Genomic DNA, 19,871 nt, shown 5'->3' on the forward strand with positions numbered 1-19,871 from the left:
ATGAATGCTATGCGCTGGAATCGTCGTCAGTTCAGCTCCGTCTTGTTGGCACTTAGTACCCCCCTAGTGCAAGCAGCACCCACGTGGCCGAGCAAGCCTATCCGAATCGTGGTCCCTTTCACCACCGGAGGCTCGCTAGATATTTTGTCGCGTGCGATTGGCGTTCATTTGGGCCAAGCCTTAGGCCAGCCGGTTGTAGTGGACAACAAAGCCGGTGCAGGCGGAGTTATTGGCAGCGCCGAGGTTGCACGGGCTGCACCGGACGGATACACCTTTGTGATGGGAAATATTGGCACGCATGTAGTGAACCCACTTGTACTGAAATCGCTGCCGTACGATCCCGTTAAGGATTTCACTCCCATTAGCCTAGTTCAGTCCGTACCTATGGTGTTGGCGGTGAGTTCGTCGCTGGGCATCAACACCTTGCAAGAACTGATCTCCCTAGCGAAAGCCAAACCCGACAGCATCACGATTGCCTCTCCGGGACATGCACACTACCTTGCGATAGCTCGCTTGGGACAGGCAGCAGGTGTGAAATTTCGCATTGTTCCTTATAAGGGGCCAGCCCAATCCATCACGGATGCTGTTGGTGGTCATATCGCGGCGGTATTGGACACCGGCATGGCTATCCTTCCCGCTGTACGCTCAGGCGGCTTAAAAATTCTGGCCATTGCGAGCGAACGTCGCCTGGCAATGCTTGATGGTGTTCCGACCTTCATGGAAGTAGGAGTGCCGAAGTACGAGGTTTCTGGCACCAACGTATTGTACGGACCGGCTGGCCTGCCAGACTACATCGTGGCCAAGCTTAGCAGGGAGCTGCGACGGATCGTGGCCACACCTGAGATCTCAAACCTCATCATTAACAGCGCGGGTGTAGTAGTAAACAGCACACCGGAACAGTTGGCCCAGTGGCAGATTCGAGAGACTGAAGTATGGCGCAACACCATCGTCGAAAATAACCTTAAATTTGAATAAGGCGTACCTCAATGACGCTAATCGATTTTTTTGACCGAGGTCTGAGTCTGGGTGCTTCGCAACAGTGCTTACGGCAGGGTGAACAGTCTATGACCTACGGGGAGGTTGCAGCCTGGACACATTTGATAGCCTGGAGTCTGCGCGCCAGTGGCGTGAACCACCAAGCGAAGGTCGCTACGCTCTCTCCCAACGACATATGGGCCTATGTCAGCATGCTCGGCTTGCAGCGTGCAGGGTGCGTGTGGGTCCCCCTTAACGCACGTTCGACCGTGCACGATCAGGGCAAACAAATTGCACGCACCGGCGTAGAGTGGATTTTTTATCACAGTGAGCACGAAGCGGCTGTCGCACAACTGGTGCGCGAGCATCCAAATCTGCTTGGCGCTGTTTGCATAGACCGTTCGGGTCCGCAGTTCCCGGAGCTTCAGGCCTGGGCGGCCCAGGCCCCAAAGGCACCATTCCCGCCTCCCGAGCACAATGCAACCACCGACGACTTCCGGATCACGGCGAGTGGCGGTACCACAGGTGAGCCAAAGGCCGTTGTTCACACCCATGCAGGTTGCGAGGCCAATGTGGCGAGCTTTCTCGCCACATTTCGGTACGAGGGCAGGCCCCGATACCTTCTTTGCATGCCAATGACACATGCAGCTGGTAGCCTCACCTTCCCTATCCTAGCTATGGGGGGTTCGGTTTGCATCTTGGCGCGACCGGATTTAGATGCCATCCTCCATGCCATTGAGGTTGAAAGAATTACTACCACTCTTCTGGTCCCTACGGTCATTTATGCATTGCTGGCGCGACCGGACGTTCGCCACAGGGACTTCTCATCCCTGCGGTACTTGTGCGTAGGCGCAGCGCCGCTGTCTTCTGAGAAGCTACGCGAAGGCCTAGAGATCTTCGGTCCGGTAATCGCGCAAATCTACGGTCAGACTGAAGCATCCTCCATGCTGACCTGCATGACGCCGGAGGAGTACAAGTTCATTTTGTCTGAACCCAAGCTTCACCAACGTTTGAAAAGCTGCGGCCGCCCATCCCCCTTTGCGCGTATTGCCATCATGGGCGAGGGGGGCAAAATAATGGCGGCAGGAGAGCGCGGTGAAGTGGTGGTGCGCAGCGGAATGGTCATGAAGGGCTACCTTGACGATCCCATCTCTGAAACTCAGGCCTCCATGCATGGTTGGCACCACACGGGTGATGTCGGTTACTTCGATGACGACGGCTATCTCTACATCGTAGACCGTATCCGAGACCTGATCATCACCGGTGGATTTAATGTCTTCCCCATCGATGTAGAACAGGTGTTGTGGAGCCACCCCGAGGTGCAGGACTGTGCCGTCATTGGCATCCCGGATGCTCATTGGGGAGAGACGGTAAAAGCTGTAGTACAGCTAAAGTCTGGCTCAAAGGTGACCGAGGAAGAGCTCATCGGTCTGTGTCGCGACAAGCTCGGTCCAGTTAAGTCGCCGAAGTCGGTGGAGTTCTGGGATATGTTACCCAAGAGTACGGTGGGCAAAGTTCTGAAGAGGGAGATTCGCGCCACTCTCTGCAAAGAGCCAAGCTAAGAAAGATCTGCATAAACCGATTCCCAGTGCTGTAGCGCTTGAATGAGAGATTTATCCTGCAGTCGCCACACCCAAGATGCCCGCGTTTCGCGGGCATCTTGTCTTCAGTCCAAACCTGCTTAGATTGGCTACTCGACAGAAAACGGCCACGGGCCATCCACAATCTCGCCCGAGCAAACAACGTGTGTATTTGCTGGTGGCGTTGTTGTATAAAAACTTGATTTACAGAACTGGGGCGTACTCAGACCGAGGCTGTGGCATAGGGTAGCTCAGCTTAAATTTGCTTTGTGCCACAGCGCTGTCAGGAGGTGCTTTTTTAGCTCTTTTTTTTACCATCGATAAAAGCACAGATTATCGAGAGCTAAGAACGCCATAGGCCGCCTAACATACGCAATTTGCGTATAATTAAAAGCAATGAAAGCCGTCTTCGTTGAATTGCCTGCCTTTGAGCGCAACCGAGCCACCTATCTCAGCGATGATGAGTTCAAGGAGTTCCAAGAACGCTTGCTCAAGAATCCAGAAGCCGGAGACATGATCGAAGGAACAGGGGGACTGCGCAAAGTGCGCCACGGCGATCCCCGCCGAGGTAAGGGCACCCGAGGCGGCCTACGTGTCATTTACTACTGGTGGAGCGGTGGCCCACAGTTCTGGCTTTTTACGCTCTACGACAAGGACGAGCTGGAGAACCTGACACCCAAGCAGAAGGCCACCTTGAAACAGCTTTTGAAGAACGAACTGGAGGCTAGGCAATGACCAAGCGCGATCTTTTTGCAGAACTCACCGAAGGCTTTGATGCCTTAGCCAGTGCTCGCGAAGGCAAGCGCACATTGCGCACGCACGAGATCGAGATCAAGCCAGAAGTCTCCATAACGTCCGAAGAACTCAAGTCGATCCGTGAACGCTTGAAGCTGTCTCGCACCGTATTTGCGAGCTATCTACGCACTAAACCCCGAACCCTTGAGAACTGGGAGCAAGGACGAGCAGCACCCAACGCTCAGGCCGCACTTCTGATCCGCTTGGTCGAAAAGTACCCCGATACGGTTTCTCGCTTGGCTGCGGTATAAATCACAGATTATAACTGCATTCGATATATCTAAATGCCTTTTTTAAGAGGCATCTCAATTTCCACGACGACAATTTAACTTTATGTTTAATCGTTGATTAATCATCAAATTTACGCCTTCTAGAACTAGGTATATGATGATAAATATGCTCAATCAATTTATCAATATTAAAGTTATTTAACGCACTAAAGTAAACTGGTCTATCAATATTAAATCCAGTTGCTTCTTTTATTCTATTTTTAGTCGAAATGGATTTTTCATTTAAAAAATCTTCAAGCTCTTTTTCTGGTTTTCTCTCATATTTATTCCAGTATCTACCTTTCATAGCCATGTCACACTGATTTATTGCCACTACGACACGACTAGGAGAAATACTCTTAAGAATTGTATTCTCTAGCAATTTAAATGATGTACCTAAATCTCTTAAACCTCCTTCCAAAATAACTAGAACCATGTCAATAAAAAAATATTCTTTTTGATCTCCACCGAGTTTCTGAAGAAGTTTTTCCGTGATGTTTTTATTATGATTTAAATCATTTTCTTTTCCATCACCTAGACCGGCAGAGTCATGAAACCGAAGATAGTCACTCAACTTATAATCTGATATATTTTGAGTTTCAGGATATACGCCCTCTCCGACTTTTGCAATTTCCGACCCAAAAATTGAATTTATTGTTGAACTCTTTCCACTCCCAGTAGCACCAACTATAAGTATATCTATTGGTCGCAATAGACCTGACTCATCTACTTTTTTTTGAATCTTATCAAAAATATTATTTTTCATTTTTAGAAACCAAAAATACTCTTTACACCACCCCAAATTCCTCCTGCAACACCGCCAATTACTTTCCCAACTGTTCTCATTCCAAGAGCAGCGCCTATTGACTCTCCTATGTCCGCTCCAGCAGATGCTGAATTTTTAATAGATTCAAGAAGAGTTTCTTTGATCTCAGTACGATAATCTTCAAGACGATCATCGTCCTTCCACATCTCTTTATCGCTATTAATATCTTGTGCAAAAACTGCACGTTTTTCTTCTTTAGTATGCCGAAGAATGTGAACCAATAGCTTTGATAAGTTATATGGATTTTGCGTACTTACACCATCTTTATATCCTGCAGCATAATATATTGGATCAACTTTTACTCCAGTAGCTTCATATATTCTATTTTTTGTAGATATGACTTTCTCTTCTAAAAAATTAACCAATTCAGGTTCCGGATGATTTTTTTCAACATTCCAATATCGCCCTTTCATAGCCATGTCAGCTTGATTTATAGCAACCAAAAGTCTATTTTTGTCATCGCCTAAATTAGGTATTATTACTTGATTTATCAACTCAAAAGAAGTACCTAAATCACGACTACTTCCATCTAAAATAACCAAAACTAAGTCAATTAATAAATTGCCATCTTTATCTTTTTCATATAATTTATTTGTGATGGCTTTAGCATGTTTTAAGTCAGCTTCCTTTCCATCTCCTAAACCAGGAGAGTCAAACAAAACGATATTATCAAACTCATACTTTGATATTTCCATCGTCTCAGGATCTACTCCTTGACCAACTTTTGCTTTATTCGCATTGAACAGAGCATTGATTGTTGATGATTTTCCACACCCAGTTGCACCCGTAATCAATATATTTACTTTTGTTTCTTTTATTTTTGCGAGATTTCGAAGAACAATGTTTTTTGAAGCCTCATTAAGGGTGTTATCACTATTTATTGCATCAATAAAATCATCTGCGAAGTGTTTTTTACTCATTTTCAATACCTTAGAAAAAATTAGGTGCGGAATTTCCGCTCTTTTATCTCCACAGGGCGGATTCAAATGTGAAGTGCAACACCCTTGAATTCAATGGATGAGGGTGGAGTGCTGGGGAGAGTTGATCAGTAGCTCTCGATAAACCGACAGCGGTGATCGTACCCCAAGGCCCTTGCGGGCACCTCTCAAAACCTCCCTCGAAGCCTGTTCAAGGCTGGCATGCGGTAGATTCAGCACATGACCATCCCACGCAGCGCCCTCAAGTTCGACCTGTTTGCAGATAGCAGCCGTAAAAGAACGCTTGATGAGCTAGGCGATCCCTTGCAAGTCATTGCCCGCCACATTGATTTTGGCGAGCTGGCAGGCTTAGCGGATGCCTTGATAGAACGCAGCGATGGCCGCAAAGGAGGTCGCCCGGCCTATCCGACAGAGGTGATGGTGCGTATCTTGGTGCTCAAACGCCTGTACAACTTGTCGGATGAGCAAATGGAGTTTCAGTTGCTGGACCGCATGAGCTACCAGCGTTTTTGCTTGCTGCAAGACGCAATGAATGTGCCGGAGCGCAACACAATTTGGCGCTTTGGAGAGCGTATTGGCGTAGATGGGGCCACGGCGTTGCTGCATGGCGTGGATGCACAGTTGCACAGCCATGGCTTCATTGCCAGAGGTGGACAAGCGATTGATGCCACGCTGGTGCCAGCGCCCGTGCAGCACATCGGCAAGGATGATCGCAACAAGCTTGCGGCGGGCCAGCAGCCAGACTGGAGCGATGCCAAGCGCAGGCAAAAAGACTTGGACGCCACGCACACCAAAAAGCATGGCAAAGGCTACTTTGGCTACAAGCTCAGTGTGAGCGTGGATCACAAACATGGCTTTATTCGTGGAGTTGCGACAGGCACGGCCAGCGAGCATGACGGGCACCACTTTGACGACGTGCTCGACCAAAGCAATACGGGCAAGCAAGTCGACACTGACAAAGGCTATGCCAGTGCCCAAAGAAGCGCCACGCTCAAAGCACTAGGCTTTAAGGATGGCATCCAGCGCAAGGCGCAAAAGAACAAACCACTGAGTGCCTGCCAGCAGCGCCGCAACCGAGCGATTGCTAAACGTAGAGCCAAGGTCGAGCATGTGTTCGCAGGAATTCGGCAGATGGGCGGAAAATTCTTGCGCTGCATTGGTCTGGCCAGAGCCAGCGCAACCATGGTGCTGATGGCCGCTTGCTACAACCTCAAGCGCTTGGCGTCGTTCTTGGAACGCGGAATAGATTCATTCTTCAAACTCAAGCCCTCAAAGAGACAGGTGCGCCTGCAAACAGCAAATCACTGAGCAATACAGGACCAAAAGGGCCTGTATTGCTTGAGATCACGCTATTTTTTACAGATTGCGGTGTGCTGCCGCTGGCACATCGCTGGAAACAAGGGTTATGAGAGGTGCCCTTGCGAGGGCGGTTGTTGATTTCATCAGCAATCGCATCGAGTTGCTCTTGGCTGTAGATGCTCAGATCCGTGCCTTTGGGCAGGTACTGGCGCACCAAGCCATTCATGTTCTCGTTGGAGCCACGCTGCCACGGGCTGTGTGGGTCACAGAAGTACACCGCCACGCCCGTGTTGGCGGTCAATTGCTTGTGTAGCGCCATCTCCTTGCCCTGGTCGTACGTCATGCTTTGGCGCATGGGCTGCGCAATGCCCAGCAGCTTATCTGTAAAGGCTTGCATGACATTGGCTGCACTGGCTGGTTTGAACGCAGGCAACTTGACCAGCATGAGCAGTCGGCTGGTGCGCTCGACCAAGGTGCCTACGGCACTTGCATTGCCAGCACCCTTGATGAGGTCACCTTCCCAATGCCCTGGGAACTGCCGATCCTCAACTTCAGGCGGACGTACGTGGATGCTGAGCATGTCTGGGATCTGTCCACGACGATCCTGTCCTTTGCTACGGGGCAGCCGTTTGTTGTGAGCATGGCGCAAAGTGGCAATCAATTCCTTGCGCAACTCACCCACGGGCTGGGCATAGATGCAGTTGTAGATGGTTTCGTGCGACACGCGTAGCTCATGGCCTTTGGGGTACAGGCGTGCAAGTGTCAGCGCAATTTGCTCTGGTGACCAACGCAAACGCAAGAAATGCAATACCAAGAACCACAAGATCCCTTGTGAATGAAGCTTGGGATCAGATCTTGTGCTGCGTCTTCTGTAAAGCCACTGCTGTTGCGCTTGTCCGCGCCTTGGTAGCCAGCATCTCCATAGCCATCAACCTCTTTTCCATGCAGCAGGCTGTTGGCTTCAACGACATCATTGACGTTGGCTGATGTGCCCCGCAGCCTTCAGGATCTCCTCATATTGTGACTATCGCTGTTAGCGGCTCATGCCTTTATCGTTTTCGCGGTAGTTCGCCTTCTGTGTGTCCAACAGCTTGCGCAGTTGCTGGCTTCTTGCCTTGTCAGTGATGAGGCGTGCAAGGACGGCGACGCGAACCTCCTTGGGCGATGCGTTGTAGCTGTCGATCAATTGCTTGAGTGCCTCAGGGGCGGCCAGCCACTTGCCGCCCCGATCACTCCATTCAAACGCCTTGGCTTCACGGCTTGCAGCCATGCTGCGGAAGTGCTTGGGGACAGCCTCCAGCTCACGATTGGCAGCCGCGGCCGCAAGCTCCTGGCGAGCCTTGTTCTGGCGCAACTGCTCCAGCGTCTCCAGCTCTTCCCGGTGGTCGCTTTGAGCCACGATGACACGGCTGCGGGCCTGCCTGCGTAGCTGCTGATCCTTCTCAGACACGGCCTGCGAATGCGCTTGCAGCGTCTTCAGCGTTTGCTGGCCCTGCTCGGCCTGCTGCTCTAGCTGCAGCAGCTCGGCACTGCGAAACACCCCAGCGTCATGCATCTTGACCTTGAGCGGGTGCTGCTCACGCCATACATCAACCGCCTGCTCTGCCTTGCGCACAAAGGCTTTGGCGGCTTCTTGCTGCTTGTGCAGCTCTCGGCACTTGGCCGTGGACTCCATGACCATGCGGTCTTGCTCGACCAGACTATCCACGCTGGGCAATTGCCGCCTGCGAATCTCCTCGGCCAACTCAGCGCTGGTCATCCGAGACAAGCGCTGTATTTCTGCCTCTGCGGGGTCTAAACGGGCCACAGACGGGTAAACAGGAGTAGAGGCAGGGGCAAGGGCCTGCACGGTGCGTTTGGCCTCTACAGCAGCTTTTTCGGCCTCTGTACGCTGCGTGCGCTGAGCCTGTTTTTGCGCCAGCACAGCTTTCGCTTGCTGCTCGACGGCCTGCTCCCGTTTCTGGCGCTCCGCTTCCAAGCTGATGATCTCAGCCTTTACGTTGGGCACCACATTGGCGAGTTCTCGGTGTGCCTTGAATGCATCCCTGCGAGCTGCTCTCAGCTCGATCACCTTGGCCTTACCCTGCCCACGCCATTCGCTGGGCAACTGCTTGCGCTCTGGTGCAAGCTTAATGCCGCGCTCAGCATAGCTGCGCATGTCGATGCGCTGACCGTGACCGGCAATTTCTAGGTGCTCATTACAAAGAACCTGCCAGCGCTCACGGAGCGCTTTGAGTTCAGCAGCACGCTCAGCAGCAGTCAAGGTCTTTCCAGCGCTGGGACCATAGCCCTTGCGAGCACCACCTTTTTCTGGTGCCTTTGCGTTGTAACGCTTGAAGTATTGGTCAGGATCGCGTTCGATGCCATCGCACTGACGCTCAGAAAACATCAAGTGAACGTGTGGCTGATCTCCACCATCAGCAGCATTGGGTGTGTGAATGGCCCATTGGTAGGCATGATGCTCTCCGATTTCTTGGCACACAAATTCACGCACCAGCTCAGCCCGCTGTGCGGGCTCTAGCTCACGCGGCAAGGCGATTTCCATCTCTCGATAGGTGGTGCCATTGACCCGCTCGAATACGTCTGCAGCACGCCAAAACTGCTGCGGCTGGGCCTTGGCCCATGCAGGCATATTGCCTGCCTCCGTGGCTTCTAGCTTCTCGCCACGCTCTAAGCGTTTGGCGTACTGGCCTTCGCGGACGATGTAGGCGGCATGAGGCGCGGCTTTGCCCTTCTTGCCGACCTTCATGCTCAATCGTCCAATCGCCACGCTGATGCCTTTGCTGTATTCGCGCCTTGAGGCGCTGGGGTTCGGGGGCTTGTCCCTGACGCGCGTTTCTCCTTTAGGAGAAACAACTAAGCGCGCCTTCTATGGAAGGAAGCATACAGCGCATGCACACGCGCTGTCACCATTTGCATAGAATGGTGCATCACGACCAAAGGGAGTAGCACCGATGACGCAAGATAAATGGCTCAATGAGCGGCTCGCATATATTCGTGGCCTAAAAGCTCCGAATGACCAACAGCGTCTCATGCTGATGCTGGCTGAAAAAGGCACACTTAGTGCCGATGAGTCTCGCAAACTCAACGCTCTGATTAGGGCCGAAAAGGCGGCAGAGCGGGCACAGAAAGCCCGTGCCGATGTAACTCGCATCATGAATGCGGAAAAAGCCCTACTGCGTAAGGCGCGAGATCACGAGCTGTACCAGTCTGCAGGGCTTTTGATTTTGGCTGGATTGGTGGACACCAAGACGGGCATTCCAACGATGGATAAGGGCGAACTTTTGGGCGCTTTGGTGAGCCTTGCTAATGCCAACACGCCTGCAGAAAAACGGGCCGAATGGAAAGCACGTGGTGATGCGCTGATGGCCTCAAAATCTGCCAAATGAGAGGCGGCTACTAAAAAATTCCGCCGATACGTCCTGAGCTGCAAGCGGCCTACGATGAAATGAAAGCCACTGGGCAGTTTTTTGCCTTCGCGGTCTGTCAGACGTGGGATGCCAAAAGTTGGGAAGTCAACACCAAGCAAGGCAACATTTACTGTGCCCTTGATGAACGATTTTCTACAAAAGAAGAGGCGCATGCAGCAGGTGCTGCATGGCTTGAGAAGCAAGAAAAATGAGTGGTCTATCGTGCCTTTGGGGCACCTTTGGAATCGCTTTGTGACAGCTTTTCAGCCTTCTGAGCTGCCTCCTCAAATGCGGCCAGCTTCCCCTCAGCACGGGCTGCACGCTCTGCCTGCTGTGTAGCGTGATCGCTGGAGTGTTTCAGCTCTTGCGCATGTGCAGCTTGCAGCGCCGCCATTTCTTTCGCTAGCTTGGCGTGCTCTGCACGAACCTCTGCGATGTGCAGGGCTGCTTGCTGGGTAGCGTCTGCCAATGCTTTTTCCGCACGTTCTGCACGTGCTAAAGCATCGCTGAGAGAAGCATTGGAAGCCTCTAATTTTGCGCTGGTTACTGCACCTGTTTTTGTGGCTTCTACGGCTTCTTTTTCTGCGGACTTGAGCGCTGTCTTGAGTTCAGAAATCTCGGTGCTGTAACGGGCCTCGTTGGCGTTCGCCTGGTCAATTTTGAGCTGAGCCTTCGCCAACTCAATGCGAGCTGCTTCGGCTGCTTGTTGCTCACGCTCGATGCGCTGTGCAGCCTCCATCAATGCAGTTGCTTGTTCATGTGACTTGCCAAGCAGCGTGTCCCTCTCGGTGGTCAGCACGAGCACCTGCTCAGCCAACTGGTCACGCTCGACCTCAAGCTCTTCACCTGCACGGGCCAGCTCTGCAGCTTCTGCCTGCGCCTGGACAAGCAGCTCCTGTACCTCAGCACGGGCAGCACTCGCCGCTTTCTGCATTTCATGGGCGATGGCATTGCGCAAGTCAGCAGGAAGCTCTACGGCCTCTGCGCGGGCCACAGGGCGAGCCTCGCGCCATGTTTTCAAATGCGCATGGATGGTATTGGGGCTACCTGTGCCCAGCTTCTCACGCACAGCGGTGATGCTGGGTGTTTTACCCTCGCCCGCAAGCGCATCTGCAGCCGCCGAAACCTGCTCGAATGTAACCCCTATGCGTGCCATATAACAGCCTTTCGTATTGATATTTCATATCGTATCGTATATTTACGAAATACGTAATATTTATATTTTAAATACGTTACGAAATGGATGAGCGGTCATATGAATGGCGGGGTGTGGGGCTGCAGCCCCACGTAGCGAAGCGCGACGGCTGTTTGAGTGCGTTGGTGATCGCGCAGTCGCACGCCGCGTTAGGACACGGACGAGTAAGCACTATGCGTGCTGCGCGACTTGAAAAACAGGGATTGGGCGCGATAGCGCCATTGAACGCCGGGCGGTAGAGGGTGCTCGGGACAAGTCGTTGACTTGACCCTCACTACCCGCGACAGCTCCGCGCTAGTAACTGCTGGAAGCGGCCAGCACGAAGAGCGTGATTGATCTGGCTGTGGACATGATGGACAACCCTCCAGGTTGACCACATGCCCACGAGCGGCCTGCTGCGATTTGATCGACAGCCCACCTAAGCACCACTTTTAAAATAAAACCAAAACAGCCTCCCGAGGGCTGATATCTGATTATGGGGATGGGACAGCAGAACTATGCTCAGGCGCTTATCTTCAAGGGATGCTTAATACGTCCTGCAGGCTGATATCTGATTATGGGGATGGGACAGCAATCCAACGGGCCACAGTGGACTTGCCAACGTCCAGCTCAGCAGCAATCTCACGCACGCTGCGCCCAGCAACTGCCATTAATCGTGCGCTGGCCTGCTTGTCTTCGTTGTTCCCCCAACGAGCAAGGTTTCCCTGTTTGCTGCGATGTGCCTGCAATTGGCTAAACCGTGCATCACTCGCAGCCAGGTCAAACTTATGCCATGTCCACTTGGACACGCTCTTGGCGATGTGCCACACCTCATTGCCTGCCAATGGCACCAGCAAATCACCATTGCGCTCTAGCGCTTTGCCGTTGAGGTGAGATTGCCACAGTACGAAGTTGCGCACGTTGTGCTTATAGTGCCGGACATTGCGGTACGCGTACTGCCTGAGCCACTCAAATACGGTGACATTACGGCCCAGACCTATTTCCTCTGGCTTGCGTTTGGGTAAGTGCTTGGGCAAGTCCACCCACTCCGCCAGCTCTCCCAGCTCGTAGGCCAATCGAGGGCCACGCAGCACACGCCAAAGAGGATGGGCGGGGTTTTTGGTCATCAAGCCTGCATAGCCGCTATCGGCCTCTAGCTTGGCCCTGAATGCTTCCTCTACGGCGCACAGATAGCGCATAGGCTGCTGCCGCATGTCTGGACTGTCTACCAACACGGGAGCCGATAGACCCCACACCAGATGCCCTTTGGTGCTTTGGCGATCCACGGCGGCCCAGGTGGGAGGTGGAAGGTTGCCCCGTTCCCACGCCAGAGCGGCTGCAGGCTGGTCTACGTCAAAAATAGACCATACGCGCAGGTGCGGTGGGTTGGCTTGAATGTAGGGGTGTTTGAGGGCGTGCTGCAGTGTGCGAATGCTGCTTGCCGTCTTGTCAACGCTGCAATACGGTTTACGTGGCCACCGATGGGCATCCTCAAATAGATCTAAATTTAGCTGTTCATTATTCGCAAGCATGGTGACTTTCCAGCCGCGCAGCTATACTTAGCTTCAACGGCCTGACTGGCTGCACACCTCCCACTGCCGACCAAAGCTCAGGGAGGTGTTTTCTTTTGTGCGCTCAGTTTACCCACATGTCACAGGGACACCAACAGACAGCGCATCCCAAGCACCCTACGCGGTGCTTTTTTTGTGCCTGTTGCGTTGTACTGAGCAGCATCACTTCATATGATACTTGGCTCAAATGAGTATTGAAGTATATGATTAGCCATTCATCTACTCACTTGAAATCATGAAGATCATCTCTGTGCTCAATGAAAAGGGTGGGACAGGCAAAAGTACGGTGGCTACCAACTTGGCCACAGCTTTACACCGCGAGGGCAAGCGTGTGGTGCTCTTGGACTGTGACCCACAAGGTACAGCACGCGATTGGCGAGATGCCAGCCCCGATGACGCTGACCTTCCCCCTGTGCTTGGTGTCGATCGCCCTCAGATGCTGGCCTCTTCACTCAATGGCATCAACGCAGAAATTGCCATCATCGACAGTCCGGCCAAAGCGGAATCTATGAGCGCTGCGATTGTTCGGGCCTCGCATGTTGCCCTGCTTGTGATCCAGCCATCGGGGGCTGATCTCTGGGCCAGCGGCGCAGCCGTCAAGCTCATTCAGGCCAAAAGAGAAATGGGTGGAGAAATTGACGCGGCATTCCTGGTCAACCGAACCAGCGGAGCGACAAAGCTTTCCAAGCTGGTCAAAAGCGGTGAATGGAACACCTATGAAGGAATTGAAAAGCTGGAAACGTCTATCGGTAACCGAGCGGTGTTTGCGACCGCAATGACCGATGGGCTATCCGTGCTCGACTACAGCGATGCCAAAGCCAAAGAAGAGGTGCAGGCAGTCGTTCAAGAACTCAAGGAAGCAAAATGGCTTTAACTGTCAAACCATTGAGCAAGGTACGCGAGAGCGTCCCCGTGAAAGAGGTTGCGAAGCCTTCTCAAGCAGAGCTAGTGCGCGTGAATCTTGAAGTTGAAAAAGAGACACGCCAGCACTGGCGTATGGAAGCAATAAAGCGTGGCTTGTCACTCAAAGAGCTGATCCAGCAGGCGATGGAGTCGCACCTCAAATGATCTTTTACTCACCTGAGTAAAAGATCATTTACTTAACTGCGATAAACCTCGCGTCGGTTGCCCACCTTCAACACCAAAACCCGCATTACACCGTCCTCAATGTCGGCAATGATGCGGTAGTCCCCCACGCGGTACTTCCAAAGCTCCCCCAGCTTGGAGCCTTTGAGTGCCTCGCCAATGCTGCGCGGGTCATCAAGTTGCGCCACGCGACCGTGCAAAAAGCTCAGGATGCGTCGGGCGTGTTGGTGATCGAGCTGCTTGAGGTTTTTGACAGCGCCTTCGGACAGCTCAATCTGCCAAGCCATACTGCTTCATGACTTCTTCCAAGGGCACGGCCTTGGATTTACCGGCACGCACCGCTTCCAGCTCACGCTCTGCCAAATAAACGTCCTCCAGGTCATCCAAGTGCTGCTTGATGGCTTCGAGCATGTAGAAGGTCTTAGAGCGGCCTGTTTGCTCGGCCAAGTGGCTCAGCCGCTGGTTCAGCTCTGGGGGGAGGCGAAGAGATACAGACATGGCATCAACTCCTTTTGAGATACATGTAGCTCACATGGTAGCACCAGATGCAAAAAAGGCGCTTTGAAGCGCCTTTTTTGTTGTGTTCGATAAGCGGAAGTTAACGGGAGCTGAGGATAAAAATTTCCATCCCTTGACTTAAAACGCATACTTGATCTTGACCGATCCCGATGCGCCCTCACGCTTGCCAAAGTAGCCCTGCAAGCCCACATCCAAGCTCAGTGCCTGCTTGGAGGACCAAGGTTTCATCGAAGCGCCCACTTCCACAATGCCTGTGATTCCCTTGAGTGATGGCTGGGCAATATCCAGCCCCGAGGACGATCCAGAGGCATTCCCCTTGAACTCCCGCTCCGCTGCCAAGCCCACATAGGGCGTGAAGGTACCGCTTGAGATGTAGCTGTAGCGAGCACCCAAACGCAAGCGTGAGCTTTGCGAAGCACCGAACTCCAAAGCACTGTTGCCCACCATGACCGAATCAGCACCCAAATTACCCCAGGTATAGCGGCTGAGCAGCCAATCCACGCAGGTTTGGACCGCCTAAAGTGTGGCCACGGCAGGATAAGGAATTCATTCAAGCGCTAAAGCACTTGGAAAGGTTTATGCAGACCTCCATAGCTACCGGTAAAGAGCTGATTTCCCACTTCGCGAAGGCTTTCCACATATTCGGTTCGGTGATATCGCAAGCGGCTGACTGGGCCTGCAATAGACAGCCCGACGGGCTCGGTTCCAACTATGCCTGCGACTGCCAGGGCAGACAAATCTTCTCCACCTTCGTTCTCCACGAGAGCATATCCCTGTGCTTTGAACTGAGCGACCTGCGCCAAAAGAGGTTCGATGTCCGTCAGCGTGCCTGACGCTAACGGCTTGCGTGGCTTTAAAAGCAGCTGACGTGCAGCTTTATCGGCATCGCTCAGGGCCAAGATAGCCTTGCCCAGCGCTGATACATGCAAGCTCAGCTTATCGCCGCTATCTGCAGCATAGCGTAGGGGGTGAATCCCATCGCATGTGGCTACAAGCCGAACCGCCCCGTCTTCTAAACGTCCGCACAACGAGGTCTCGCCTGTACGGTCGCGCAGCAATTCGCAGGCCTTCACGATAGACGCTTGCACTGCGTCGTTACTAGAAATGGCATTGGCAATCGCGTGGAGTCGACTAGTTGGATAAACCCGTCGAGAGGGGGGCGTTTTCATCAAGTAACCGCCAGCCAACAGAGTGTTCACGAGATCCGAGCAACTGCTTTCTGGAACATTCAAAAACTTTGCCAATTCCGCATTGGTCAGCGGTCGGCGTTCGCGTGCAAACACTTCGAACACGGTCATCGTGCGTATTGCTGCTGGGACGGGCATGCCCATGAATTCTCCGAAATTTCGTATATACCATGATGATAGCAAAAAGAAATAAGGGTAAATACATCAGCATCCTGGCAACGAAATATCGAAATAATCTACGATATATCGTATATTAAAGTAATGAGTGATTGTCCAATGAAGATCGATGTGTCGCCCAGCGACATGTACAGCCTGTTATCCGACTCACACCGTGTTGCCTTCTGGTTCAAGCGATGCCCAGAGTGCTCTGCACTGTCTTTTCCTCCTGGACTTCCCTCGTGTGCCGCATGTGGTCTGAGCCTGGATGCTGTGCCGAATCAAGCGCATGAGGCACCCTGCATATTGCGTGAATTCGTGACGCTGCATGTGCCACTGGTGCCGGGTATTGCCACCCCGGTCGTGTTGGGCGACATCGAAATCGCACCAGGCGTGGTGCGCCAAGGCGTGCTGGCGGTTGATTCGGAAGCGCAGCTGACGCTAGGGCAACAGGTAGAGCCTGTTTTTTCGCCTGGGGATGGGGTGACTAGTGCACGCTGTGTTTTTCGACCTATGCAGGGTTACTCGACCAACGCGTGAGGAGAGATGTGATGCAAAACCACGTTCATGTGGTCGGTATCGGAATGCACCGATACCAATTCCCGAGCGAGACTCCTTATGTGCTGTTGGGGCTTAAAGCTGTGCGGGAAGCTTTGGGCGATGCAGGTGTTCCCTGGAGCGCCGTGCAGGCAGCTTACGTCGGCACCACCTCAATTGGTATGGCCGCCGGGCGAGTCATGTTGCAGCACCTGGGCTCAACAGGGCTGGAAGTGGTTCAGGTTGAAAATGCCTCAGCCTCAGGTTCGTTCGCATTCCGACAAGCGGTAGCGGCGATCTCTTCCGGCCAGTACGACGTGGTGTTGGCCATGGGGGTCGACAAGCACGGTGCCGGCCAGCGTGCTGCTAACAAGGATGGGGTCGAGCGCCTCAGTCCTCTTGAACATATCCCTGCTGTTCAGTTTGCACTGATGGCGCGTAAATATCTTCGCAAGCATCAGTTACCAGTGCAGGCAATGGCGGAAGTCGCGGTAAAGAACCATGCCAATGCCGCTAGGAACCCATATGCACAGTTCCGCAAGGAGCGGACGTTGGAACAGGTCTTAGCTGCGCCCATCATCGTGGGGGACTTCACCAGTTACCAGTGCTGCCCGCGGGGCGAAGGTGCGGCCGCGGTGCTGCTGATGTCTGACCGCGCCTTGCGAAATTATGCGCAGAACGCCACCCGTACCGTGCGTGTACTGGCGTCGGTAGCAGGTAGTGAATGCGCGCCAGGTGGGCGCTACGACCCCATCACCCAATTGGTCGCGGACTGTGCGCAGGCCGCGTACGAGCAAGCTGGCGTAGGCCCAGAAGACTTGGATTTGGTGGAGCTGCACGATGCCTTTTCGGTGGAAGAGTTGATGTACAGCGAAGCCATTGGCCTTTGCCGTGATGGCGAAGGCTACGACTATCTAAAGCGGGGAGACTCTGCGCTGGGTGGCCGATGTGCCGTTAACCCCTCGGGCGGCTTGCTGGGCATGGGGCATCCCCTTGGACCGACAGGTATTGGGCAGATTGCCGAAATTACGCGCCAGTTGCGCGGTGAAGCGCGAGGCCGCCAACATGTCGGAGCGCGTGTGGGTATGGCGCACATGATCGGATTGGGGACGGTTGGCGTGGCCCACATTCTTAGTCGATAGGGAAAACGGAGATCGAGATGGAGCAATGGGAAACGCTGCGATGGAGCGTGCAGAACGGGGTCGGAGTCATCGAGCTCTACCGCCCGGAGCGCCTCAACGCTCTTAATGCGCAGATGAAGCATGAATTGGCACGCCTGCTCGAGGAGCGTGCGAGAAAAGATGAAGACGTTCGTGTGTTGCTGATCACCGGCGCCGGAGAAAAAGCATTTTGCGTAGGTGCCGACATTAAGGAAAAGGCGTCCGAGGATGTGTCTCCCTCAACTTTCTTCCGGACGCAGCGGACGACACATGAGCTGTTTCGCAAGCTCGAAGAGTTTGAGAAACCGACTATTGCAGCGATCAATGGCTTAGCGTTGGGCGGTGGCCTAGAGATTGCTTTGTGTTGCGACATCCGCCTTGCGGCCACTTCCGCGCGGTTTGGTTTGCCAGAAGCCAAGCTGGGCGTGATCCCTGCGGCAGGTGGTACACAGCGCCTGCCGCGTCTGGTGGGCGAATCGCTAGCCAAGCAGATGATCTTTACGGCCGCGATGTGGGATGCCTCTCGCGCGCTGCAGGTCGGCTTAGTCAACGAAGTGGTGGACACCTTTGCTTTGCGCGAGCACGCCCTGATCATGGCACAGGGTATGGCCGAACTTCCGCCACTGGCGCTCCGTATGGCCAAACGCTGCATCAACCGCGGCATGCAGACCGACATTGATTCCGGCTTGGAGTACGAGCGGTATGCCGCATCCATTCTCATGGATACGCAGGATCGAAAAGAGGGCATGCGCGCGTTTGTGGAAAAGCGCGCCCCCGTTTTCACGGGTAACTAAACAATCTAGCAATCTAGCATTGGAGCGGATATGAACTTGAGAATGGAAGGCCGCGTGGCAGTGGTGACCGGCGGCGGACAGGGGGTAGGTAGAGGAATTTGCCATGCCCTTGCGGAGGAAGGTGCGTGGGTGGTCGTTAATGACTTGTTTGCCGATCGCGCACAGGTGGTGGTGGATGAAATCACCCAACAGGGAGGCAAGGCCATGAATGCTGCGGCAGACATCACTGATGGCGATCAGGTCGAGCGCATGTTTGCGCACGTGCATGCGGTATGGGGTCCTACAAGCATCCTAATCAATAACGCCGGCATCATCCCAGAGCGCCGCGAAAAAGGCGGGCGTACACCGCGTTTTCTGGAGATGCCGGTGATCGACTGGGCAAAGATTGTGAACTTGAACGTTTACGGCACCATGCATTGCTGCCGCGCAGCTCTGCCAGCGATGGTCAGCCAGCGCTGGGGCCGCATCGTGAACATCATCTCGGAGGCTGGCCGTATCGGAGAGGCCAATATGGCGGTGTACTCGGGGGCAAAAGGAGCCATCGCAGCTTTTGGAAAAGCACTGGCGCGCGAGCACGGCTCTGATGCAATCACAGTCAATTCGGTCGCTTTGGGCGCAGTGTCGCACGAAGGAATCAAGGACGGTCCGCTGCATGTGGATGCGACGCCCGAGAACAACGAGCTACTGCAGCGCCTGCTAAAGCTCTACCCCATAGGCAAGGGTGCGGGGCGTATCGCCCGTCCGGACGATGTTTCTGCGGCCGTGGCATTCCTCGCATCGGAGCGCGCACTATTTATCACCGGGCAAACCTTGGGGGTGTCCGGCGGCTTTGCCATGGTTTAACTCTCATCCTATTGGGCTCAATATGTACTTTGACACTGCTCAGCTCGACCAAAAGCGCTGCTACAAGCTGCTGGCATCAACAGTGGTACCACGCCCAATTGCGTGGCTCATCACCAAAAATGAGGCAGGCCAGGCCAATGCAGCACCGTTCTCGTTCTTCAACTTCTTTTCGGGGTTTCCTCCGGTCATTTGTGTAGGCATCGGAATGAAAGATGGCCGTCCCAAAGACTCGCTGGCGAATATTGAGCGCAGCAAGGAGTTTGTGATCAACCTTGTCAGCGAAGAGTTGGCCGAGGCCATGAACGTGACGGCCACCCCTTTTGACCCAGGCGTCAATGAGCTGGAAAAAGCCAACGTGGACGTGGTTCGAGCTCAGAAGATGGATATCCCGCGCGTTGCCGCAAGCCCTGTAACACTGGAATGCAAACTTCAGCAACTCATTGATGTGGATACCGCAGCAAAGATCGTTGTCGCTCACGTCGTGGGCATGCACATCCTTGACGAAGCCATTGTGGATGCCGAGCGCTGCTACATCGACACCTCCAAGTTGCAACTCATTGGCCGCATGGAAAGCCCAGGCTGGTACACACGTACACATGACCGTTTCAAGCTCAAGCAAATGAGCGTTGCGCAATGGGAGAAGGAGCAATCCGCTGCCGTATAAGGCGTGTGTGCTTACCCCTGTTTTCATTGAAATCACTTGCGGTGCAGAACACACCGCGCGCAGCTATAACCAGAAGGAGACAATCTAC

Annotated in this window: 23 protein-coding genes and 2 pseudogenes; 14 read left to right on the forward strand and 11 right to left on the reverse strand. The window is 53.5% G+C overall.

The window, feature by feature from the left end; genetic code table 11:
- From NOX35_RS28445 to NOX35_RS28460, 4 genes are all read left to right on the forward strand, one after another.
- The gene (locus tag NOX35_RS28445) at positions 1-975 is read left to right on the forward strand and encodes a tripartite tricarboxylate transporter substrate binding protein (protein WP_256497119.1); all 975 of its coding nucleotides are present in this window, start codon (positions 1-3) and stop codon (positions 973-975) included.
- Between the two features lie 11 nt (positions 976-986).
- Positions 987-2,537: a class I adenylate-forming enzyme family protein gene (locus tag NOX35_RS28450; protein ID WP_256497120.1), complete on the forward strand. Its 1,551-nt coding sequence runs from the start codon at positions 987-989 to the stop codon at positions 2,535-2,537.
- 414 nt (positions 2,538-2,951) lie between these two features.
- Positions 2,952-3,290, forward strand: coding sequence for a type II toxin-antitoxin system RelE/ParE family toxin (locus tag NOX35_RS28455; RefSeq protein WP_256497121.1), 339 nt, complete (start codon positions 2,952-2,954; stop codon positions 3,288-3,290).
- A complete protein-coding gene (locus NOX35_RS28460) occupies positions 3,287-3,601 on the forward strand; it encodes a DNA-binding transcriptional regulator (RefSeq protein ID WP_256497122.1) in 315 nt (104 codons plus the stop codon). The genes NOX35_RS28455 and NOX35_RS28460 overlap by 4 nt, the downstream gene beginning before the upstream one ends.
- A 97-nt stretch (positions 3,602-3,698) precedes the next feature.
- On the opposite strand, the gene NOX35_RS28465 is transcribed toward NOX35_RS28460, so the two are convergent.
- Both NOX35_RS28465 and NOX35_RS28470 read right to left on the reverse strand, forming a co-directional pair.
- On the reverse strand, positions 3,699-4,385 hold the full coding sequence (locus NOX35_RS28465; protein ID WP_256497123.1) for a GTPase family protein: 687 nt from the start codon (positions 4,383-4,385) through the stop codon (positions 3,699-3,701).
- Between the two features lie 2 nt (positions 4,386-4,387).
- Positions 4,388-5,365, reverse strand: coding sequence for a GTPase family protein (locus tag NOX35_RS28470; protein ID WP_256497124.1), 978 nt, complete (start codon positions 5,363-5,365; stop codon positions 4,388-4,390).
- A 237-nt stretch (positions 5,366-5,602) separates the two neighbouring features.
- On the opposite strand from NOX35_RS28470, the gene NOX35_RS28475 reads away from it, so the two are divergent.
- Entirely contained in the window at positions 5,603-6,691 is a 1,089-nt protein-coding gene (locus tag NOX35_RS28475; protein ID WP_256497125.1) for an IS5 family transposase, read from the forward strand.
- 109 nt (positions 6,692-6,800) lie between these two features.
- Here NOX35_RS28475 and NOX35_RS28480 read toward each other — a convergent pair.
- The 3 genes and pseudogenes from NOX35_RS28480 to NOX35_RS28490 form a co-directional block, all read right to left on the reverse strand.
- Positions 6,801-7,574 (reverse strand): annotated as a pseudogene (locus tag NOX35_RS28480) (IS30 family transposase); the annotation flags it as partial.
- Positions 7,571-7,681: pseudogene (locus NOX35_RS28485) on the reverse strand (IS5/IS1182 family transposase); the annotation flags it as partial. The pseudogenes NOX35_RS28485 and NOX35_RS28480, both read right to left, overlap by 4 nt.
- A gap of 34 nt (positions 7,682-7,715) precedes the next feature.
- Positions 7,716-9,431, reverse strand: a complete 1,716-nt coding sequence (locus NOX35_RS28490; protein WP_256497126.1) for a MobA/MobL family protein — start codon at positions 9,429-9,431, stop codon at positions 7,716-7,718.
- A gap of 205 nt (positions 9,432-9,636) precedes the next feature.
- Here NOX35_RS28490 and NOX35_RS28495 point away from each other — a divergent pair, with 205 nt between their 5' ends.
- The gene (locus tag NOX35_RS28495; protein WP_256497127.1) at positions 9,637-10,071 is read left to right on the forward strand and encodes a conjugal transfer protein TraD; all 435 of its coding nucleotides are present in this window, start codon (positions 9,637-9,639) and stop codon (positions 10,069-10,071) included.
- A 59-nt stretch (positions 10,072-10,130) separates the two neighbouring features.
- Positions 10,131-10,304 (forward strand): hypothetical protein, encoded by a 174-nt coding sequence (locus NOX35_RS28500; RefSeq protein WP_256497107.1) that lies wholly within the window; start codon positions 10,131-10,133, stop codon positions 10,302-10,304.
- Between the two features lie 5 nt (positions 10,305-10,309).
- Here the strand turns inward: NOX35_RS28500 and NOX35_RS28505 are convergent, their stop codons facing one another.
- Both NOX35_RS28505 and NOX35_RS28510 read right to left on the reverse strand, forming a co-directional pair.
- Complete coding sequence (locus NOX35_RS28505) at positions 10,310-11,248, reverse strand: DNA-binding protein (RefSeq protein WP_256497108.1); 939 nt, start codon at positions 11,246-11,248, stop codon at positions 10,310-10,312.
- Positions 11,249-11,841: 593 nt separating this feature from the next.
- Positions 11,842-12,798, reverse strand: coding sequence for a replication initiation protein (locus NOX35_RS28510; RefSeq protein ID WP_256497109.1), 957 nt, complete (start codon positions 12,796-12,798; stop codon positions 11,842-11,844).
- 274 nt (positions 12,799-13,072) lie between these two features.
- Here NOX35_RS28510 and parA point away from each other — a divergent pair, with 274 nt between their 5' ends.
- Positions 13,073-13,711 (forward strand): ParA family partition ATPase, encoded by a 639-nt coding sequence (parA, locus tag NOX35_RS28515; protein WP_198462398.1) that lies wholly within the window; start codon positions 13,073-13,075, stop codon positions 13,709-13,711.
- Positions 13,702-13,905 carry a hypothetical protein gene (locus NOX35_RS28520; RefSeq protein ID WP_256497110.1) on the forward strand — a complete coding sequence of 68 codons (204 nt, stop codon included), beginning with the start codon at positions 13,702-13,704 and terminating at the stop codon, positions 13,903-13,905. The genes parA and NOX35_RS28520 overlap by 10 nt, the downstream gene beginning before the upstream one ends.
- Positions 13,906-13,937: 32 nt before the next feature.
- Here the strand turns inward: NOX35_RS28520 and NOX35_RS28525 are convergent, their stop codons facing one another.
- From NOX35_RS28525 to NOX35_RS28540, 4 genes are all read right to left on the reverse strand, one after another.
- Positions 13,938-14,210, reverse strand: a complete 273-nt coding sequence (locus NOX35_RS28525) for a type II toxin-antitoxin system RelE/ParE family toxin (RefSeq protein WP_256497111.1) — start codon at positions 14,208-14,210, stop codon at positions 13,938-13,940.
- Positions 14,194-14,421 carry a TraY domain-containing protein gene (locus NOX35_RS28530; protein ID WP_182312697.1) on the reverse strand — a complete coding sequence of 76 codons (228 nt, stop codon included), beginning with the start codon at positions 14,419-14,421 and terminating at the stop codon, positions 14,194-14,196. The genes NOX35_RS28525 and NOX35_RS28530 overlap by 17 nt, the downstream gene beginning before the upstream one ends.
- Before the next feature lie 138 nt (positions 14,422-14,559).
- Positions 14,560-14,943: an autotransporter outer membrane beta-barrel domain-containing protein gene (locus NOX35_RS28535; RefSeq protein WP_256497112.1), complete on the reverse strand. Its 384-nt coding sequence runs from the start codon at positions 14,941-14,943 to the stop codon at positions 14,560-14,562.
- Positions 14,944-14,999: 56 nt separating this feature from the next.
- Entirely contained in the window at positions 15,000-15,773 is a 774-nt protein-coding gene (locus tag NOX35_RS28540; protein ID WP_256497113.1) for an IclR family transcriptional regulator, read from the reverse strand.
- 132 nt (positions 15,774-15,905) lie between these two features.
- On the opposite strand from NOX35_RS28540, the gene NOX35_RS28545 reads away from it, so the two are divergent.
- From NOX35_RS28545 to NOX35_RS28565, 5 genes are read left to right on the forward strand one after another with little or no spacing between them, the layout of a single operon-like run.
- Complete coding sequence (locus NOX35_RS28545) at positions 15,906-16,325, forward strand: hypothetical protein (protein WP_256497114.1); 420 nt, start codon at positions 15,906-15,908, stop codon at positions 16,323-16,325.
- An 11-nt stretch (positions 16,326-16,336) separates the two neighbouring features.
- A complete protein-coding gene (locus NOX35_RS28550) occupies positions 16,337-17,464 on the forward strand; it encodes a thiolase family protein (RefSeq protein WP_256497115.1) in 1,128 nt (375 codons plus the stop codon).
- Positions 17,465-17,481: 17 nt separating this feature from the next.
- Positions 17,482-18,276 (forward strand): enoyl-CoA hydratase/isomerase family protein, encoded by a 795-nt coding sequence (locus NOX35_RS28555; protein ID WP_256497116.1) that lies wholly within the window; start codon positions 17,482-17,484, stop codon positions 18,274-18,276.
- A 42-nt stretch (positions 18,277-18,318) separates the two neighbouring features.
- Entirely contained in the window at positions 18,319-19,119 is an 801-nt protein-coding gene (locus NOX35_RS28560) for an SDR family NAD(P)-dependent oxidoreductase (RefSeq protein ID WP_256497117.1), read from the forward strand.
- 22 nt (positions 19,120-19,141) lie between these two features.
- Complete coding sequence (locus NOX35_RS28565) at positions 19,142-19,783, forward strand: flavin reductase family protein (protein WP_256497118.1); 642 nt, start codon at positions 19,142-19,144, stop codon at positions 19,781-19,783.
- Positions 19,784-19,871 lie beyond the last annotated feature (88 nt).

Source organism: Comamonas sp. C11 (genome assembly GCF_024496285.1).
Taxonomy (GTDB): Bacteria; Pseudomonadota; Gammaproteobacteria; order Burkholderiales; family Burkholderiaceae_C; genus Comamonas; species Comamonas testosteroni_F.

Bases quoted from the DNA above. Each gene is read 5' to 3' on its own strand.
- NOX35_RS28550 (WP_256497115.1), top strand. From the start codon at position 16,337: ATGCAAAACCACGTTCATGTGGTCGGTATCGGAATGCACCGATACCAA.
- NOX35_RS28455 (WP_256497121.1), top strand. From the start codon at position 2,952: ATGAAAGCCGTCTTCGTTGAATTGCCTGCCTTTGAGCGCAACCGAGCC.
- NOX35_RS28470 (WP_256497124.1), bottom strand. From the start codon at position 5,365: ATGAGTAAAAAACACTTCGCAGATGATTTTATTGATGCAATAAATAGT.
- NOX35_RS28555 (WP_256497116.1), top strand. From the start codon at position 17,482: ATGGAGCAATGGGAAACGCTGCGATGGAGCGTGCAGAACGGGGTCGGA.
- NOX35_RS28460 (WP_256497122.1), top strand. From the start codon at position 3,287: ATGACCAAGCGCGATCTTTTTGCAGAACTCACCGAAGGCTTTGATGCC.
- NOX35_RS28540 (WP_256497113.1), bottom strand. From the start codon at position 15,773: ATGGGCATGCCCGTCCCAGCAGCAATACGCACGATGACCGTGTTCGAA.
- NOX35_RS28525 (WP_256497111.1), bottom strand. From the start codon at position 14,210: ATGGCTTGGCAGATTGAGCTGTCCGAAGGCGCTGTCAAAAACCTCAAG.
- NOX35_RS28545 (WP_256497114.1), top strand. From the start codon at position 15,906: ATGAAGATCGATGTGTCGCCCAGCGACATGTACAGCCTGTTATCCGAC.
- NOX35_RS28500 (WP_256497107.1), top strand. From the start codon at position 10,131: ATGAAAGCCACTGGGCAGTTTTTTGCCTTCGCGGTCTGTCAGACGTGG.
- NOX35_RS28530 (WP_182312697.1), bottom strand. From the start codon at position 14,421: ATGTCTGTATCTCTTCGCCTCCCCCCAGAGCTGAACCAGCGGCTGAGC.
- NOX35_RS28445 (WP_256497119.1), top strand. From the start codon at position 1: ATGAATGCTATGCGCTGGAATCGTCGTCAGTTCAGCTCCGTCTTGTTG.
- NOX35_RS28505 (WP_256497108.1), bottom strand. From the start codon at position 11,248: ATGGCACGCATAGGGGTTACATTCGAGCAGGTTTCGGCGGCTGCAGAT.
- NOX35_RS28495 (WP_256497127.1), top strand. From the start codon at position 9,637: ATGACGCAAGATAAATGGCTCAATGAGCGGCTCGCATATATTCGTGGC.
- parA (WP_198462398.1), top strand. From the start codon at position 13,073: ATGAAGATCATCTCTGTGCTCAATGAAAAGGGTGGGACAGGCAAAAGT.
- NOX35_RS28490 (WP_256497126.1), bottom strand. From the start codon at position 9,431: ATGAAGGTCGGCAAGAAGGGCAAAGCCGCGCCTCATGCCGCCTACATC.
- NOX35_RS28565 (WP_256497118.1), top strand. From the start codon at position 19,142: ATGTACTTTGACACTGCTCAGCTCGACCAAAAGCGCTGCTACAAGCTG.
- NOX35_RS28475 (WP_256497125.1), top strand. From the start codon at position 5,603: ATGACCATCCCACGCAGCGCCCTCAAGTTCGACCTGTTTGCAGATAGC.
- NOX35_RS28560 (WP_256497117.1), top strand. From the start codon at position 18,319: ATGGAAGGCCGCGTGGCAGTGGTGACCGGCGGCGGACAGGGGGTAGGT.
- NOX35_RS28465 (WP_256497123.1), bottom strand. From the start codon at position 4,385: ATGAAAAATAATATTTTTGATAAGATTCAAAAAAAAGTAGATGAGTCA.
- NOX35_RS28520 (WP_256497110.1), top strand. From the start codon at position 13,702: ATGGCTTTAACTGTCAAACCATTGAGCAAGGTACGCGAGAGCGTCCCC.
- NOX35_RS28510 (WP_256497109.1), bottom strand. From the start codon at position 12,798: ATGCTTGCGAATAATGAACAGCTAAATTTAGATCTATTTGAGGATGCC.
- NOX35_RS28450 (WP_256497120.1), top strand. From the start codon at position 987: ATGACGCTAATCGATTTTTTTGACCGAGGTCTGAGTCTGGGTGCTTCG.